14 protein-coding genes are annotated in these 17,609 nt (G+C 45.1%); 8 read left to right on the top strand and 6 right to left on the bottom strand.

The window, feature by feature from the left end; genetic code table 11:
• Positions 1-19 precede the first annotated feature (19 nt).
• Entirely contained in the window at positions 20-3,025 is a 3,006-nt protein-coding gene (gene torS / locus A6D97_RS13385; protein ID WP_065584594.1) for a TMAO reductase system sensor histidine kinase/response regulator TorS, read from the bottom strand.
• 92 nt (positions 3,026-3,117) lie between these two features.
• Here torS and torT point away from each other — a divergent pair, with 92 nt between their 5' ends.
• Both torT and A6D97_RS13375 read left to right on the top strand, forming a co-directional pair.
• Complete coding sequence (torT, locus tag A6D97_RS13380; protein ID WP_065584593.1) at positions 3,118-4,146, top strand: TMAO reductase system periplasmic protein TorT; 1,029 nt, start codon at positions 3,118-3,120, stop codon at positions 4,144-4,146.
• Between the two features lie 60 nt (positions 4,147-4,206).
• The gene (locus tag A6D97_RS13375; protein WP_017064778.1) at positions 4,207-4,662 is read left to right on the top strand and encodes a methylglyoxal synthase; all 456 of its coding nucleotides are present in this window, start codon (positions 4,207-4,209) and stop codon (positions 4,660-4,662) included.
• 117 nt (positions 4,663-4,779) lie between these two features.
• Here A6D97_RS13375 and A6D97_RS13370 read toward each other — a convergent pair whose 3' ends face one another.
• Together A6D97_RS13370 and helD are read right to left on the bottom strand one after the other, a co-directional pair.
• On the bottom strand, positions 4,780-5,130 hold the full coding sequence (locus A6D97_RS13370) for a VOC family protein (protein ID WP_017060889.1): 351 nt from the start codon (positions 5,128-5,130) through the stop codon (positions 4,780-4,782).
• An 87-nt stretch (positions 5,131-5,217) separates the two neighbouring features.
• Positions 5,218-7,293, bottom strand: coding sequence for a DNA helicase IV (helD, locus tag A6D97_RS13365; RefSeq protein WP_017064779.1), 2,076 nt, complete (start codon positions 7,291-7,293; stop codon positions 5,218-5,220).
• Positions 7,294-7,470: 177 nt separating this feature from the next.
• On the opposite strand from helD, the gene yccS reads away from it, so the two are divergent.
• From yccS to A6D97_RS13340, 5 genes are all read left to right on the top strand, one after another.
• Positions 7,471-9,654, top strand: a complete 2,184-nt coding sequence (gene yccS, locus A6D97_RS13360; RefSeq protein ID WP_065584592.1) for a YccS family putative transporter — start codon at positions 7,471-7,473, stop codon at positions 9,652-9,654.
• A 332-nt stretch (positions 9,655-9,986) separates the two neighbouring features.
• The gene (locus A6D97_RS13355; RefSeq protein ID WP_065584591.1) at positions 9,987-10,172 is read left to right on the top strand and encodes a hypothetical protein; all 186 of its coding nucleotides are present in this window, start codon (positions 9,987-9,989) and stop codon (positions 10,170-10,172) included.
• A 121-nt stretch (positions 10,173-10,293) separates the two neighbouring features.
• Positions 10,294-10,614, top strand: a complete 321-nt coding sequence (locus A6D97_RS13350) for a hypothetical protein (protein WP_017060893.1) — start codon at positions 10,294-10,296, stop codon at positions 10,612-10,614.
• A 161-nt stretch (positions 10,615-10,775) separates the two neighbouring features.
• A complete protein-coding gene (locus A6D97_RS13345) occupies positions 10,776-12,038 on the top strand; it encodes a hydroxymethylglutaryl-CoA reductase (RefSeq protein ID WP_029236475.1) in 1,263 nt (420 codons plus the stop codon).
• Positions 12,039-12,113: 75 nt separating this feature from the next.
• Positions 12,114-13,025 carry a LysR family transcriptional regulator gene (locus A6D97_RS13340; RefSeq protein ID WP_065584590.1) on the top strand — a complete coding sequence of 304 codons (912 nt, stop codon included), beginning with the start codon at positions 12,114-12,116 and terminating at the stop codon, positions 13,023-13,025.
• A gap of 75 nt (positions 13,026-13,100) precedes the next feature.
• Here A6D97_RS13340 and A6D97_RS13335 read toward each other — a convergent pair whose 3' ends face one another.
• From A6D97_RS13335 to A6D97_RS13325, 3 genes are all read right to left on the bottom strand, one after another.
• A complete protein-coding gene (locus A6D97_RS13335; protein WP_065584589.1) occupies positions 13,101-14,015 on the bottom strand; it encodes a YjjW family glycine radical enzyme activase in 915 nt (304 codons plus the stop codon).
• A 43-nt stretch (positions 14,016-14,058) separates the two neighbouring features.
• On the bottom strand, positions 14,059-15,624 hold the full coding sequence (locus tag A6D97_RS13330; RefSeq protein WP_065584588.1) for a YjjI family glycine radical enzyme: 1,566 nt from the start codon (positions 15,622-15,624) through the stop codon (positions 14,059-14,061).
• Positions 15,625-15,962: 338 nt separating this feature from the next.
• Entirely contained in the window at positions 15,963-16,562 is a 600-nt protein-coding gene (locus A6D97_RS13325; RefSeq protein WP_017064785.1) for a methyltransferase, read from the bottom strand.
• A 161-nt stretch (positions 16,563-16,723) separates the two neighbouring features.
• Between A6D97_RS13325 and A6D97_RS13320 the strand changes: the two genes are divergently transcribed.
• Positions 16,724-17,602 (top strand): LysR family transcriptional regulator, encoded by an 879-nt coding sequence (locus A6D97_RS13320; protein ID WP_017071134.1) that lies wholly within the window; start codon positions 16,724-16,726, stop codon positions 17,600-17,602.
• The last annotated feature ends 7 nt before the right edge of the window (positions 17,603-17,609 follow it).

Raw genomic sequence — 17,609 nt, 5'->3', positions numbered from 1 at the left:
TTTCCGCCCAATAGCCACTCTATAGTTGCTCTCGGAGCGCTGCTAACGAGTCTTTCACCAATTCAGGTAATGAGTCTGCATTATCGCGATATTGAAGTAATGGATCCTCGCTCGCTTCAATGCTCTGGCATAAAGCAAACAGTGCAGATAATCCTAGGCTGCCGGCAGACCCTTTCAGTTTATGAGCTAAAGACTTAATTTCACGAGCGTTGTCAGCGGCACTTGCCACAATCAGTTCATCGAGAGTGACTTGGCTGCTTTGGTCAAACAACCCAACAATCTGCACTATTTTTTCTCGACCGAGAATGGCCAAGTCGTCTTTGATAATCTTAGGGTTAATCATCTGCACAATCGGTTCTCCTTGATTATGTTCCGCGTCTTGGTTTGCTCGTTGTGTCGAGCTTGCAAATGCCAATGCTGATAAGTCTAGCTCGGTTTCCTGAGGTTTAGAGTTTAGCTGACAGCAAACAGCATCTGACGGATCCGGCTGAGGCAGCAACAGCGTGTAACCGTCCAACTGCTCAACAATCAATTCCGATAATGCTTCCTTCTCTAACGGCTTAGGTAAGAATCCATCAAAGCCAGACGACAAATAGCTTTCCACTTCTTCGTTAAACACATGAGCCGATACTGCGATCATTGGGGGTACTTTTCGAATTACGTCTTCTTCACTTTTATGCTGAAGCGCATCGTCTTTGAGTTGTTGAATTAACTCGACGCCATCGCAGTCGGGTAAGTTAATGTCCACCAGCGCAATATCGAACTCTTGCTCACTGAATATGGCTCTCGCTTCTTGTCCGGTTGTCGCAATCACAACCTCGTGCCCCAAGTTATGCAAGAAGCCTTCAGCAACGATGCAGTTTACGGGGTTATCTTCAATCAGAAGTACTTTAGCTCGAATACACGCTTCAATGACCGGTACTTTCGTTTCTATCTTCTCACCGGCTTCAAGTGGCAGTGAGAACCAAAACTGGCTACCCTCGCCTTCTTCAGAATGAACGCCAATATCCCCGTTCATTGCCAACATGATGCTTTTACTGATCGCTAATCCAAGCCCTGTGCCGCCGGTTTTGTTGCGACCGCTATCGGTTTGGGTAAAGGCATCAAACAGACAAGCTTGTTCGCTAGCATCAATACCGACACCTGTATCTGACACTTCAAACATCACTCGATTTTCATCTTCGATATCTAAGCTGATAAAGATATCGACCGAGCCACTTTCCGTAAACTTAATCGCGTTACCGACCAAATTATTCAAGATTTGGCTGATTCGCGTTACGTCACCACGCCAATAGCGTTGCACATCACTTTCAATATGGAAATCAAAGTTCAGCTTCTTCTCAGCGGCACGCCCTTCCATCAATTGGTAGGTATCTTGAACCATCTGATGAAGATCAAACGAAGCAGTGCGGATTTCTAAATGCCCTGCTTCAATCTTTGAGTAATCCAACACGTCATTCAAAATCGCGAGTAGGTTCTTACCGCTGCGGTTAATGATGTCTGCATAGCCGGATTGCAGCGGGTCTAACCCGGTATCTTTGAGCAATCTTGCAGTACCTAATACACCGTTCATCGGCGTTCGTATTTCATGACTCATCGTCGCAAGGAAAGCGGATTTTGCGCGGCTTGCTTGTTCTGCGGCGTTACGAGCCTTAGCGTGGTTCCCTACCTCGATGTTCAGCTTCTCATTGGTCTTTTGCAGCTGGTAGGTTCGGTCTGTGACCAACTCTTCTAAGTGTTCTTTGTGCTCTTCAAGTTCGCGTTTCGCCTTTGCTTCACCCACCGCAACCACTTGTAGCGCCTGCGCGGTGTTTCTGGCAGTGATGATCGCCTCGCCCATATGAGCCAGCTCATCATTACCCTTTACCGAGATATCAATATTCAGGCGACCTTGTGCGATAGACATCAAGGCCGATGAGTATTCAGTAAGACGTTTAACAACCGAGATATACACCACTCGCCACACGATAAATGCAACGATAACCAAACCAATAACCGAAATCACAGACAGTGACCATTGAGCCAAATTCAACGTGCTGGTCAGCTCATCAACCGCTTTTTTGGTACTGCGGTTTGAATCATCAACCAGTTGGTTAACCGTTGTATTCAGCTGAGAGAACAGCTCCAACGTATTTTGCATCAGAAACTCTGACTTTTTGGTGTTCTCATATTGTTCTAATGAAATATCGAACACGACTTGGCGTTTTCTGAGCTCTTCTAGAAGCTGAGACATCTGCGCTGAACGAGTAGGATCTTCGACCGCTTTAACGCGGCGCGCCATGATTCTTAGGTTGGATTCAAATTCTGATTGGATTTGATGAATACGCTCTACGTTGGTAACGGTTTGCGTTTCTTCAATTTGGTTAAGCATTTTGAACGCCAGCAAATGCAATTCGTGTAGGCGCTCAGACAAATCAAGGTCAACCTCTACAAGCGCATCTAAGGCTTGGTAGGCTTTATCCGTTTCTTTGGTTTCTAGCAGGTCATAGATATGCGTGACGTTAGCAACCGCAATGGTAGCCGTGTTCAAAACTTGGGTTCGCGTCAACTGCTCTAGCTCTTCGGCCAATAGGCGCATCTCTTCGACACGAGACGACAACTCTTTGCTTAACCAAAGCTTACGCTCAACCGACACACCCAACTCAGCCAGTGTGTTAATAACGCTTTGAACATTGTTTTCGAGTTTATTGAGGAGCTGAGAATCGAAACTGTCGACACCAAGCTCTTTGATATGTTGAAGAAGCGACTCAAGTTGGTCAAACAGTACGGTGCCAGCCTCTTTTCTTTCGGCCTCGTTTCTCGCATTAGAAAGTGTTTGTACTGACGAAATAATACGGTTACTCAACTCAGAAACCTGACGAGCTTCGATCATGGCAGGAAGCGCCGAATCAACGACGTTTCTTTCCGTTTTGGCTACAAAGCTAAAACCAGAAACACCGATCAATGCAGACAATAGAACCAACAGTGCCATCACTAAGAATGAGGCCAGCAGCTTGCGTCCAATACTCGCTGAAGCTAACAACATAAACTCTAAACCTTAAAACGTTCTTCTTTACCCATGCAGAATACGCTATATTTTGCAGTGTTTCTTATCTAAAACCAACAAAACGGCAATTCATGCTATCTAGACCTTTCGCTTCAATAATTCTTCTCTCACTACTGGCCTCAGTAACTACTGTCGCAGGTGCTAGTGAGCCTTTGAGCCCAATAAAGCCCGCCAATGCCACATCACAAAAAGAGAAAATCTGTGCCATTTATCCGCACCTCAAAGACTCTTATTGGTTGTCGGTAAACTATGGAATGATCTCTGAAGCAGAAAAGCAGCAAGTTGAGCTAAGAGTATTGGAAGCTGGCGGTTACCCCAACGTGGCCAAACAAGCCTCGCAACTGGTGCTTTGCACGCAATGGGGAGCCGATGCCATTATTTTAGGTACGGTTTCACCCGATGCGTATCATGACAATCTCAGCGATTGGGTTGGCTCGACGCCTGTGTTTGCTACGGTAAATGAGTTAACCGTCAATGAAGAACAACAGAGGGTATTAAAAGGTACGGTCGGTGTCGATTGGTACCAAATGGGATACCAAGTCGGAGATTTTTTGTCGAAACGACACCCGAAAGGATCAGGCGAAACACCTATCGCCCTGTTACTTGGCCCACAAGCGAGTGGCGGCACTAAGCCTGTAGCACTGGGGTTTTATGATGCGATCAAGTCGAGTGATATCAAAATTGCGATCAGCTATTGGGCAGATAACGATAAAGAACTTCAAAGAAATCTAGTACAGCAGGTGATAGAAGAACCTGATATCCAATATATAGTCGGAAGTGCCGTCGCGATTGAAGCAGCGATCAGTGAGCTACGAGCGGCCGATAAAACCGAAGATATTGGGTTAATCTCAAGTTACCTAAGTCACGGAACCTACCGTGGTTTACTCCGTAACAAGGTACTTTTTGCGCCAACAGATAAAATGGTTGAGCAAGGTCGCTTGTCGGTAAAACAAGCCACGAGTTACTTACGCGGTCAACCTTACGAGCAACACAGCGCACCGATTATCGAAGCGCTGACACCTGCAACTCTCAAAGATCAAATTATCGCCGACTCATTGTCACCTTCTGAGTTTCGTCCGGTATTCAGTGTGAATCCATAGTGCTATATTGGCTGAAGAACTCAAAACAATAAAAACGAAACAACAATTTAGGGAACATTCATGCAAAAAACAACGCGCACTATGCCAACACACAAGCATATCGCTTTGGTCGCTCATGACCACTTCAAACCTGAGCTACTAAGATGGGTCAAAGAGAACAAAGAAAAACTACAAAAGCACTTCCTTTACGCAACGGGCACGACTGGTTCTCTACTCAGTAAAGAGACAGGCTTAGCAATCAAGAGCATGATCAGCGGCCCTATGGGCGGTGACCAACAACTTGGCGCGCTTATCTCTGAAGGCAAAATCGATATGCTGATTTTCTTCTGGGATCCGCTTAATGCTGTACCACACGACCCAGACGTAAAAGCACTGCTTCGTATCGCAAGTGTTTGGAACATTCCTGTGGCAACTAACCGCGCTACCGCTAACTTCCTGTTTAACTCTTCATTGCTTGAAGAAGAAGTAATCATCGAAATCCCAGACTACGAAGCGTATCTAGCAGAGCGCACGTAATCGCACGTTAAATGTGATCTCTACTGAACAGACTAAAAAGCCCGCATTTTATCGCAGGCTTTTTTATGTCTCGTTTCAGACATTAAACAGTTCAATCATAAACAGTGTAGTGAGTCTCTACTTATCACTCCACACTGCCATCTCGTTGCCACTTGGCTCTCTGAAATGGAAACGTCTGCCACCGGGAAAGCTAAAGATCTCACGGTTTATCTGACCACCAGCATCAATTACATCGCGCTCGGTTTGCTCAAGATCTTGGCTATAGAAAACCATCAGTGCCGCGCCATTATCCGTATTCGACGCCAGATCCGCCAAATAGAAGCCGCCCATTAAGCCTTTGCCTTCAAAAGCAGAATACTCAGGGCCATAGTCTTCAAAGCTCCAACCAAACACTTGGCTGAAAAACGCCTTAGTTGCTGAGATGTCTTTCGCAGCAAATTCAATGTAGTTAATAGAGCCGTGTTCCATAGCAAATTCCTTATGCTTTATGCGTCTGACTTGTGATATTAGGGCAGGGATTGAAGATCTAATCTTAGACAATCAAGTCAAGTAACATCACTTTTTACGAACAACTGGGTAATCAGAACCATGCAGCTCCTGCACAAAGCCAGAGCCGTCGCCACTGTGCGTGATCCATACTTTCTCTTTTGCCCGCGTCATTGCTACATAGAATAAACGACGCTCTTCAGCATAAGGGAACGCGTCTGATGATTCAGTCAATGCGCCATCAATATGCAGCTGTTTCTTCTTGGTCGGGAACTGTCCTTCGTCAACACAAAGAATAATGACAAAGTCCGCCTCTTTACCTTTACTGCCGTGGCAAGTCATGAACTTGATATCAATGGAAGTGAAGATCTTCTTCCAGTCTTCCAACAACTCTGGCTTGTGGTAATGATTACGTCCAAGTAGCAGCACCGATTTATTGGTTTTGCCTTTGGATTGACGGTTCAGTTGATCAAGAATCTTCTCAACTTCTTTACTTGGCGCACTGTACACCGCCTTCTGCTTCTGTTGCTTGAAGCTGTTCAGTTCTTTCGGAATCTGAATTGGGTTTTCTTGTACAAAGCGATTAGCCACCGCACCTAACTGATTGTTAAAGCGGTAAGTCGTATCTAGGTGATGAATGGTCGAGCTTTCAAAACGATCCTTAAAGCCCGTGGTCAAATCCACATCCGCACCTGCAAACTGGTAAATCGACTGCCAGTCATCGCCTACTGCAAAAATAGAGGCTTGATGCTCGGCTTTAGACTGATTACACAGTGCTTCAACCAAGGCAAGACGATCAGGTGAGATATCTTGGTATTCATCGATCATGATGAACTTCCAAGGTGAGATAAACTTGCCCTTCTCGACATACTGAGTCGCTCGGCTGATCATGATTGAGAAGTCGATATGATTCTGTTCTTTCAGCTCCTTTTGCCACGCGGTTACACATGGCCAACACAGTGAAAGCTCGCTGTTGAGGCGCGTATAGTCTCGGTGATCAATCAGCTGTTGCTGTACTTCTTTTTTGGTTAAACCCGACGCATTCAACTGTTCTAGCTGCTTTTCAAGCCAACCGATCAATTTGAGGTTTGAAACGTGGCTACCAAGCTCATCGTCACCGGTTAAATAAGCGATTGGCCATTTAGACAAATGCTTTTGCCAACGTTTAAAGTTGGTCGGTGTCATCCAGTGCTTCTTCAACCAATCAATGCACCATGCTTGGCGTTGGTTGTCATCGAGCGCTAAAGGAGAAATAACCACACGTTCGGGTTCAACTTGATTCAGTATCTTTAAACCCAACTGGTGGAAAGTGCTGACTTGCACCTTCTCTGCTGATAAACCAATTTTGCTGTCGAGACGTTGCTTCATCTCTTCTGCCGCTTCACGACCAAAAGCGAGCAATAGCAACTCTTCAGCTTGAGCTTGATGGCTTTGCAGTAAATACGCGACGCGAGCCGTTAGAACACTGGTTTTACCCGAGCCTGCACCCGCTAAAATAAGGTTGTGATCATCATTCATCAACACCGCATATTGCTGCGATAAGTTCAGTGGTGACGACTCACATTGCGCAAACAACACTTCCCAGTTTTTTCGCTCGGTCTCTAGCCATTGCTGGTTTCTTTCAGCTTGCTTGATTTCCGTTTCAGATAACCATGGCTGCATTCTTGCGATGCGGTTTGGCATGCGTTGTGCGGCCTCTTCTAGCGTCATTGTCATACTCTCTAAGCCTGAGTTGACCATATCAACCCAAGTGTTGACCTTAGAGTGCGGTAGAAAGGCTGGTAATTGCTCAAGACGTGTTAATTCAGCTTCCCACTGAGGCACGTGTTCAGCCAATTGTTCACATTGAGTGTCGTGCCACTTCTGATAAGCACTAACTGACGCGCGTGCAAATTGACGGCATTGATCCCAAGGTAAGCCTTGTACTAACCAACTGCGCTGTGTTCCATCTTGTTGATTAGCAAAAAATTGTAGCGATCCCCAGAACAATCCGCGCTTTATCGCGATCTTGCCACTCCAAATAGTAAATGGGATACGCTCTTCACTGCCTACTGAAGATAACAGCAAGCGTGGACCATCAAGTTCAACCTGATGATATTCATTTTGAATAAAAAACTGTGCAGTCTTGTTAGCGCTTAGCTGCATTGGAGTGTGCTCTTAATTGGGAATATTGAATTTATATCATGATGCAATGAGAATTAATAATATCTCATATCTTATCGACGCTTTCATGACCACCTACGGGCAATTATGGATAAGTATCAAATTCTTGTGCTTGATTTCTGTTAGGATTATGGTTTTTAGTGTGTCAAGTGAGCGACTGTGGACTTTTCAGCCAAATTACGCCTCTATTGGGCGAATAAAACCATAAATTACAGCGTATTAATTCTCATCACTCTGCTCGGCGTGGTGGTGCCTGCTTGGTATTATGAACAAAACACACTGATCACGCCTTTGATCTTAGGCGTTATTGCTGCGGCTCTTGCGGAAAGTGATGACAGCTTTACCGGACGCTTGAAAGCACTCACGCTGACCTTTATCTGTTTCGCCGTTGCGGCTTTCTCTATTGAACTTCTCTTCGATACGCCTTGGCTGTTCGCGATCGGGCTTTTTGTTTCAACCTTCTCTTTTATCATTCTCGGGGCAATTGGCCCTAAATACGCGAGTATCGCATTTGGCTCTCTCTTAGTTGCCATCTATACCATGCTTGGTGCACACGAGAGCACCAACCTTTGGTTTCAACCGCTTCTACTGTTAACTGGCGCCGCTTGGTACTACTTCATGTCGATGATTTGGCAGATAGTGTGGCCAATGCAACCTGTGCAGCAAAACCTAGCCACGGTATTCGATCAAATCGGTAATTACATCGATTCAAAAGCGGAACTCTTCTACCCCGTTTCAGACTTGATTCCCCAGCCACACCGAATCATTGAAGCCAAACTCAACGCGAGTACCGTTAACGCACTCAACATGTGTAAGGCGACGCTACTTAACCGCTCTAAGCGCGGACACATTGACGGCCCTAGTGACCGATTTCTTAACACCTACTTTATCGCACAAGATATTCATGAACGCGTAAGCTCAAGCCATTATCGTTATCAAGAGCTAGCAAAACACTTTGAACGCTCTGACGTGTTGTTTCGATTTAAGTATCTACTGGAAGCGCAGGCAACAGCTTGTAAAGAAGTAGCGAGCTCATTGAAAGTTGGCGCTGAATACCAGCATGGTGACAAGTCTGTATTAGCACTTGATGAGCTGATGTCTTCGCTCAATCATCTGCACCAACAGAATAATCCTAAATGGAAATCACTGCTGAACCAGTTGGATTACTTATTCAATAACCTAGCAACCGTTGAAAAACAGCTCTCGAATATCAGCAACCCAGATGCAGAGAAGATTGAAGAAGGTGTATTGGACGATACCAACCCTCATACTTTGACGGCAATGTGGCACAAGATCAAAGCTAACTTGCACACCGATTCTATGCTATTCCGCCACGCGATTCGCATGGCGATCACTTTGACGCTGGGCTACGGGATTATCCAGGGTTTTGATATCGAACGAGGTTATTGGATTCTACTGACGACACTGTTTGTGTGTCAGCCAAACTACAGTGCAACCCGTCAAAAACTGACGGCGCGTGTCATTGGCACGGTCGCAGGCTTATTGATCGGAGTACCGTTACTGACTTTCTTCCCGTCGCAAGAGAGCCAATTAGTGTTCATTGTGATCAGTGGCGTGATGTTCTTTGCGTTTCGAATCAATAACTACGGGTTTGCGACCGGCTTTATCACACTGCTTGTGCTCTTCTGCTTTAACCAATTAGGTGAAGGCTACGCGGTAGTATTGCCAAGGTTAGCGGATACCTTTATTGGTTGTGCTCTCGCCGTGCTTGCTGTCATTTATGTGTTGCCTGATTGGCAATCGAAGCGACTGCACAAAGTGATGGCGGATGCGCTCGATTCCAACAAGAACTATCTCGCTCAGATCATCGGCCAATACCGTGTCGGTAAGAAAGATAGCCTAAACTATCGTATCGCTCGTCGTAGCGCTCATAATAATGACGCAAACCTGACTGCCGCCATCAGTAGCATGTTGGTTGAACCGGGTAAGTACCGTACCTCTGAAGATGAGAGCTTCCGATTCTTAACACTCAATCATGCTCTGCTTAGCTATATCTCGGCTCTGGGTGCTCACAGAACGCGTATTGATGATGAAGCGACACACAAACTTGTGCTAGATGCGCACAGAGTAATCCACCAGCATCTCGACGCTCTAAATGATCAGCTCTATTCTCATAAAGAGCATTGTGAAGTGAAAAACGCTTATGACCCGGAGCTGGATAAACGTTTGAGTGAATGGCGAGAAGAAGATGAGAATTCTGTCAAAATGGTTCTACAACAGCTCCATTTGATCTATCGCATGCTTCCAGAACTGCATACCTTAGCGACCAAGTTTGCAGTTAAGGTTAAGATCGACAAGTCGTTTGAAACAGAAGCTTCTTGAGCAACAAACAAAATACCGTAAAAACAAAAAGATAACGCCAATTGCTTATCTTTTGATCATCACAAATATTTATACATTGCTTTACCCATACCCCTAATTGGGTAGAGAAATTACTTACCTACCCTTGTGCCACAAGGGTTGAAGGCGTTTTTACATTATAGGAATTTTCTGACTTTGATTGACCAAGCCTTAACTTTGCCTAACATTTCTCGGACAAAAAACGACCACAGGAATTTATAATTGTCTTAGTTTCAAGAAACTTCAAACATCATTTAAAATTCACTTAATCTTGTTTGATTTCCTGAATCAATAGGCTATGCTCTAAAGAGCATATGGATTTGAACAAAGGTCACACTATGAATACACAGCAATTTGAAGCATTTAAGCAGCAAATACAGCTTCTTAGCCCACAACAATTAAAAGCACTTCAGAGTGAGATCGACGGCAACCTCGAAACAGAGAAGCCTTCTTTGCTTACTGATGAAGAATTAAACGCGCTAAATGACCTGTTCAGTTAATAGACAGACATCACTATTTTAGCTTAAGTTCACATTTTCACAGTAAATTTCATCTGTTCACCATTGCGCTCAAAATATCGTCCGCCTAGACTCATTCCATACGTCAATAAAAGGTTCTGATATGTCGATATCTGGTATTCAATCTGGTTACGCCATTATTCAGCAATCCACCAACATGGCTGAAGAAGCCGCAATCGAGCTCAACCAAGCCTCCAAACACGCTCTAGAATCCGACGACACTTTCGAAGCTAGCGATCTCAGCTTTAATCAAATAGAGCCTGAACAAGCCATTTCCTTTAAAGACAAAGAACCTGAACCTGCTTCATCTTCAACCGATTCCTTGATTAAACTGACACAAAGCGCAAGTTATAACCGCGTTGGTGCAAGTGTGGTTGATCGTCAAAACGAAGCCATCGGTAGCCTTCTCGACATTCATATCTAAATTTCGCTCAAATACAGCCTATATTTCGCGAAACTTCGCTGCTTTTTGCTTCAACAACCACACAAACTGTAACTCATTATATCAGGCGCTTGTTTCTGGTTTATTACTCGGTAGAATCAGCGCAAACCAATTTGCTGCACAAACTTTACTTCATACTATTTATGCCAAAACTAAATCTGCATCGCCGTGACTATGTTTCTATTTTAGGAGGCGACATCTCCGCAGACGAATTAGAAAAAAAGCTTCAGCCTCATTTTGAAAAGCCAGTAAATAAGCTGACACCTAGCCCCTACGTGACAGAAAAGAATCTCACACGTCGCTGGACAGCGCTCGATAATGCAGATTCACAGCAAGAACTGCTCGACCCTCATACACAAAGTCAGTTCCAAGCTTATGAGAAAAACATTGAGCACTTTATTGGCACCGTTAAAGTCCCTGTGGGAATATCTGGCCCTTTAAGAGTCAATGGCCTATTTGCTACGGGCGATTACCTCGTACCACTCGCGACCACAGAAGCTGCGCTTGTCGCGTCTTATAACCGTGGTTCTAAGCTGATTACGGCTTGTGGTGGCGCAAGTGCTATGTTGCTCAATGAAGGCGTAACACGTACTCCTGGCTTTGCATTTCAAGGATTAGTTGAAGCCGGACAGTTTGTGGCTTGGGCTGTGACTCAGTATGACCAGTTCAAGATCTTGGCAGAATCAACAACATCACACGGCAAGCTGACCGACATTAATATCAACATCGAAGGTAACCATGTTTACTTGGTGTTCGAATTTCTAACCGGAGACGCTTCTGGTCAGAATATGGTGACCATCGCAACCAATGCCGTGTTTGAGTACATCATCGAAAATACGCCAGTTAAGCCTGACCACGCTTTCCTTGATGGCAACTTGTCAGGCGATAAGAAAGCCAATACCCAAACCTTGCGCAGCGTTCGTGGCAAAAAGGTAACTGCTGAGGTTAATATCCCTGCAGAGCTTGTCGCGAAGTACCTACACACGACACCAGAGAAGATGGTCCAGTTTGGCCAAATGACCACAGTCGGTGGCGCTTTGAGCGGCACTATCGGTATCAACGCCCATTATGCGAATGCACTGGCGGCACTTTACATCGCTTGTGGCCAAGACGCGGCCTGTGTCGCCGAGTCAGCGATTGGTATGACGCGTATGGAACTCAACAAAGAAGGCGGTTTATACGCTAGCGTGACACTGCCTAACCTAATGGTGGGGACTGTCGGCGGTGGTACTGGCTTGCCAAGTCAAAAAGCCTGTTTAGATTTACTTGGGCTGCATGGTAACGGTAAATCACAAGCCCTAGCTGAAGTTTGTGCTGCACTGTGTTTAGCGGGTGAACTATCGATTGTGGGCGCATTTTGCGCAGGCCACTTTTCACGAGCGCACCATAAGCTAGCTCGTAAATAACCTTTATCCAATTTGGCTTGTTCGATTTTGTCGTTCATGCAAAATCACAAGCCAATCTGAATGCGTGAGTCATAAATGGATTACTTACACTTATCTAGGGTGAGCCTTAAGCACCTCACTGCGCTTCATATTATGCTGAACACCCACAGCGTCACTCAGACCTCAGAGCAACTCTGTGTCAGCCCTTCGAGTGTAAGCAAAACCCTGTCTCAGTTGCGTGACATCCTGAATGATGAGCTTTTCTATCGAGATGGTACCAAGCTTATCCCGACTCCCTTTGCTCTGAAGATAGCGCCCACTGTTCACGCAATTCTTTCAAGCATGAATGGACTGCTTCATCAAAAGAGTTTTACCCCTCAAGAGTACCAAGGCAGTTTTTCACTTTCGATGCGTGAAAGTACTTTCGAAGTATTTGCCTCAAAGATCAGTAAAATTACCACTGAGCTCGCGCCAAGCGCGAAGCTCAACATCTATTCGAAACAACAGCTCGGCTTCGATGCTTTACTCAGTGGCAAGGTCAATTTGATCTTGTTGCCTCATGATATATCTCAGCCGCCGACCGATAACAAAGAGCTGGTTTGGGAAACAATTCTTCCAGATGAAATGGTTTGTTTGATGGGCGCACACCACCCTCTCGCTCAGCAAGAACTGACGGTAGAAGGCTACTTAGATTACAAGCACATTGGGATTTTAGATAACGAACTGTCTCAGCCTTACTTTGAACAAAACTTGGTTCAATGCCACCAACCAAGAGAGATGGCAATATCGGTCGCGGACTTCGGCGCTGCGGCTGTGTTGTGTCACCACACACCTTTCCTGTTCACTTGCTCTAAACAGTGGGCTGAGCATGCTAAACAAGCTCAGGGCTTAGTGAGCAAGCCCTTGCCTTTTGATTACGGTAAGGTGGCTTACAGCTTGGTGTGGAATAAACCCAACATGAATGATCAAGCGATCAAATGGTTGTGTGACCTGTTTTTAGAAGCTTAATATTTTTAGAGACTTAATATCTTTAGAAAGTTAACGTTCTTAGAAGCCTGATTGACCGCCTAAGAAATCTAAAGACTAGGTATAAACCTCAGGAGTTTGCATCGGTCTTTGAACTATGGTGTAGAGCTTATCGTGAAAGCTCTGCATCTGTTTTTCGGTGCATTTCGGCCAATCTAACGCGTCGCCAATGACACCATGATGCTGAAACGCATTGAGTCGAATTCGAACATCACTTGGTAGAGTCTTCAAGTAACGCCCCACTTGTTCAATTTCGTCCTCAAGATCGCTTTTATTTGGGATATGTAGCAACCTAACTTCGTGCAGTTTTCCTTTATCTGCTAAGTAGTTAATGGTTTCAAACACCCTATGATTACCTCTACCCACTAACCATTGATGTGTTTCCGATTGCCATGATTTTAGGTCAATCATCGCGCCATCAAGATAAGGCAACACCTTGTCCCACCCTTGAAGTGACAGCGAACCATTACTATCAATAAAACACGTGAGATGCGCTAACTGTGAATCACGTTTAATCGCTTGAAACAGCTCTATGATAAACGGCAACTGCATGGTCGCTTCACCGCCAGAAACGGTAATGCCACTCAAGAAAAACTGATTATGCCTGACAAGCTCCAGAACCTCTGAGACCGTCATTGTGGTAATTTTCGGGCTCGACTTATGATCGCAGACATCAATGCACTGATCGCAATTCGTACAGGCTGCTGGGTCCCACTTCACTTTGCCATCAATAAGACTCAGAGCACTGCTCGGACAGCCGCTAATGCAGTCACCACAATGGTTACAGTGATTAATTGTGTGTGGGTTGTGGCAAGTAATACAGTCAAAGTTGCAGCCCTGAAGAAACAGCACCAAGCGGTTTCCCGGGCCGTCAACACAAGAAAAGGTCAGCACACGGCTGACCTTCGCTTGTTTTTCTGTCTTATTATTTTTAACCCTAGCCATTTGAGTTGTTAGATCAGAAATTTTCATAATTCACATTGTTCGTATTCGAAACGCATAACACACGTTAAAGCTATTCGTATGTCGGCGACATCTCTAAACTCGCCACGCGTGGTTTACGCTCTAATATGCCCGTGTTCTTCGCAGCTTCGGCACCTAAAAAGGTGGTATTGGTGCGTGAGCCTTGCTCGTCATATTTGGCAATGTCAGATAGCTTAATCATGTAACCCGTGACACGAACCAAATCATTTGATGCAACGTTAGCCGTGAACTCTCGGTAACCCGCTTGAATCGCGCCTTTACACAGGTTAAACATCGCTTCAGGGTTAGATTTCACTGTTTCGTCGATGGTCAGAATGTCACTGATGCCCGAGGTGTAGAACTTATGGTGACCCGCGGTTGCACGAACGTAAGAGACAGGATCCGGTTCGGTACCATAAGGAATACGGACACCCGGCGTCACATCTTCATCTAAGCTAATACCGCCTTGAGCATGCAGCAGAGCTTTACCTTCTAATCCATATTTCACTTCAGAGCGTTCAACGATCTCAGCCAGCTTTTCAGAGATACGATGACCAAGCTGATTCGCCAGTTCATCGTGACCATAACGCCCTGCTTGACCTTCTTTCTCCAACAAGATGTTGACTGCTTCCGCCATGCCGTAAATACCAAACATTGGCGCAAAGCGATCCTCTTCGATCAAACCTTCTTTGGTTAAGAAGCCTTCGAAGAAGTTAGACTCTTCATGCAAGAAGCGGCTTCGAACGTTCATCAACTCAACCATGATGCCACTGTAGTTCGGCAATACTTGTTGTAAGAAATCAGCACTGTCCTCAGACTTCAACGCCACTTGCTTAAGGTTCATACGCACCAAGGTGTTTGAACCACCCGCTAACGGCAGAGAGTTGTAGCAGCTCACAATACCAAAACGCTTATCGCCGTAAGCCTCGGCATGCGCTTGATAGTTTGCAATATGTGGTTTACTGCATTCACAGATGTTGCTCGCCGCATGACGAAGTAGATCATCAGGTGTCACGGCTGGGTCGTACATAAAGGTTAAGTTTGGCGCGATCTGCTTCAATTCAGCGTCTACACGTAAAATCGTACGGCAGATAATGTTGTCTGTCGGGCCGATATTCACATGCATAAAGGCGTCTGGCAGTGTGCGATCCAACATGATCCAGAACAGCTTAATCTTTTGGTATACCTGCTCTTCTGTTAAGTCGCCCACGAAAGGCATCAACACATCATCCAACTGACCTAGGTAAACCGGAATTGAAGTGACAGACGGAACATGGTGGTAAAGGATGGTAAGCATGTTCAATGCTTCATCGAAGTTGGTTGCCGCGCTAAGCTCTAAATACTCTGAGCCTTGATGTAAGTATTTAGAATAATCTGGAAGTACATAGCGCGGCTTAAATGGGGCGTGCCCTTCAAACATGTCACACAGCACACCTTGTTGTAAGGCTTGCTCTACTTCTTTGCTTACCGGCATATACGGTAAGCTGGCTTCAGCTTCTAAGGCAAGATAGCTCGACTTCTGTTTTGGTGACAGGTTGGCATCTGAAATGATATTGCTAAAGCGTTGTTGTTGCTCTGAAAGTGGTGAAGAAGTAGATGACGCAGATTGGTGGCTCATGATTAAACCCTTAGTGTTGTTATGGGCTTATTTTATATCTCACCGTTATATTTCCACTAATGAAATGTATGCAAGACTACATTTCCAAAATGGAAATAAATAATTTGTAAATTAGCGGTGTTGAGTTTTCTATGAGCGAGATGAGAAACAGAGAAATAGAGAAATAGAGAAATAGAGAAACCAGAGTTAGTAGTGAAGAAATGAGAAAGCGCTAATTCGTTCTGTTTAAAACGATAGCGCCAAAAAGAGAAAACCCACATAACTGACGTTAGAGTCGTTAATGTGGGTTTAGTAGTTTAAATGAGCATTCTGAATGCTAGCTCAAGGCATACACACGATTACAGATCTGGAAGCGCTTGTTTACGTCCAACACCCATTAATACCTTTAACTCTCCTTGTGGAGTGTCAATCGAGAACGGTGTAGAGACTTCAACTACTGCAAAGCCCGCTGCACTCAATACATTTTCTGAGCGCTGTTGGCTTACACCGTAGTCTTCACTGTCGCTTTCCAAGTACCAATCCCAGTGTACAAACGTACCGTCGTTTTCAAGCAGCGTGTAAATCAGACTGACTGTGTCTTGTAGGTTCGGGATAAAACCACACACCGAAGAGGCTACCACTAGGTCAAACTGGTTTCTGAATGCTGGATGCTGCGCTGCAAGTCCGCGCGATAAAATATCAACTACCGGTTCAACGTTAGGTAACTCTTTCTTATCTAACTCTTCAATCATCCCTTCAGAGATATCAAGTGCGATGATCTCTTTTGCTAAAGGAGATATTTTCTGGCTGAGTAGTCCTGTACCACAACCAAAATCAAGGACACGGGTTCCGTTTAAATCAACGAGCTGTGTTAACTGGTCAAATACGGATTGTGCGAATACTGCAGTTGCGGGATCTTTATCCCAATCAACGGCGTATTCGTCCCATTGTTTCGCCATCATGGCCTCCATCTTTACTTCTTGTAGGTTCGGAACTTCCCCAGAGTAAACCAAATTAGTCAATTCGTCATAGAGTTATCATGCAAAGATGGACTATTTCTAAGATAGTCAGCACAATATTCAGATAATATGCACCAACCCCCGCTCAATATGGAAATGAAATGAACCTTTCTCAAGTCCAAGCCTTTTGTTCCGTTGCTGATTTAGGATCAGTTTCTGAAGCTGCACGCCAGTTAGAATGCAACCGAACCAAACTCAGCATGTCGATTAAAGCCTTGGAAAAAGAGTTAGATGTCGAGCTGTTCGTCCGCAGCGGAAACCACGTTGAGCTTTCAGAAGCGGGTAAAGCGATTTACAAAGATTGCGAAGGCATGTTGGTGACAGCCGCGCGTATTAAACAAACCTGCTTGCATGTTTCGGGCGAATTCAACGCAGAAATTTGGATAGCACGAGATGACTCCCTACCCGATGAAATGTGGCAGGACTTATCTCACGCCTTAAATAACAAGTACCCTTCTACCTCATTCAACTTCGTTCTCGCATCGAGCGGTGACTTAGCTAACCTAGTTGAAACTCAGCAAGTCGACTTCGCATTTGGTGTCGATTACGAACGCGTCGATGACCCAAGAATTATCTACAACCCGCTTGGTAAGATTCGAATGATGTCTGTATGTAAGAAAGGACATGATTTGAGTGCGATGCGACGAGTGTCTGATGAAGTACTGAGAAATTCGATGCAAGCAACCATGGTTTATCTTAATGAAAAGGATAATCCTGAGCTTGAGCCCTTCTCGCGTCGTTACATTGGCTTCTCTAGCTTCGACTTTATGTTGGATACGATTCTACGTGAAGAAGCATGGGGCGTAATGCCTGAGCCATTGATTCGCCATTTACTGCGTAAACAAGAGCTTGCCGTGATCAAACACACCTACGGTTTAACACAAGAAGACTACTGTATGTTTACCGCGGCTGGCATGGCAGAGCACCCAGGAATGAATTGGTTGGCCGACCAGCTTAGTGATTATTTGTTTGATTTCTAGCTCGCGC

This window comes from Vibrio sp. ZF57, from assembly GCF_001691235.1.
Lineage (GTDB): Bacteria > Pseudomonadota > Gammaproteobacteria > Enterobacterales > Vibrionaceae > Vibrio > Vibrio crassostreae_C.
This window is presented reverse-complemented; position numbering and strand designations above follow the sequence as displayed.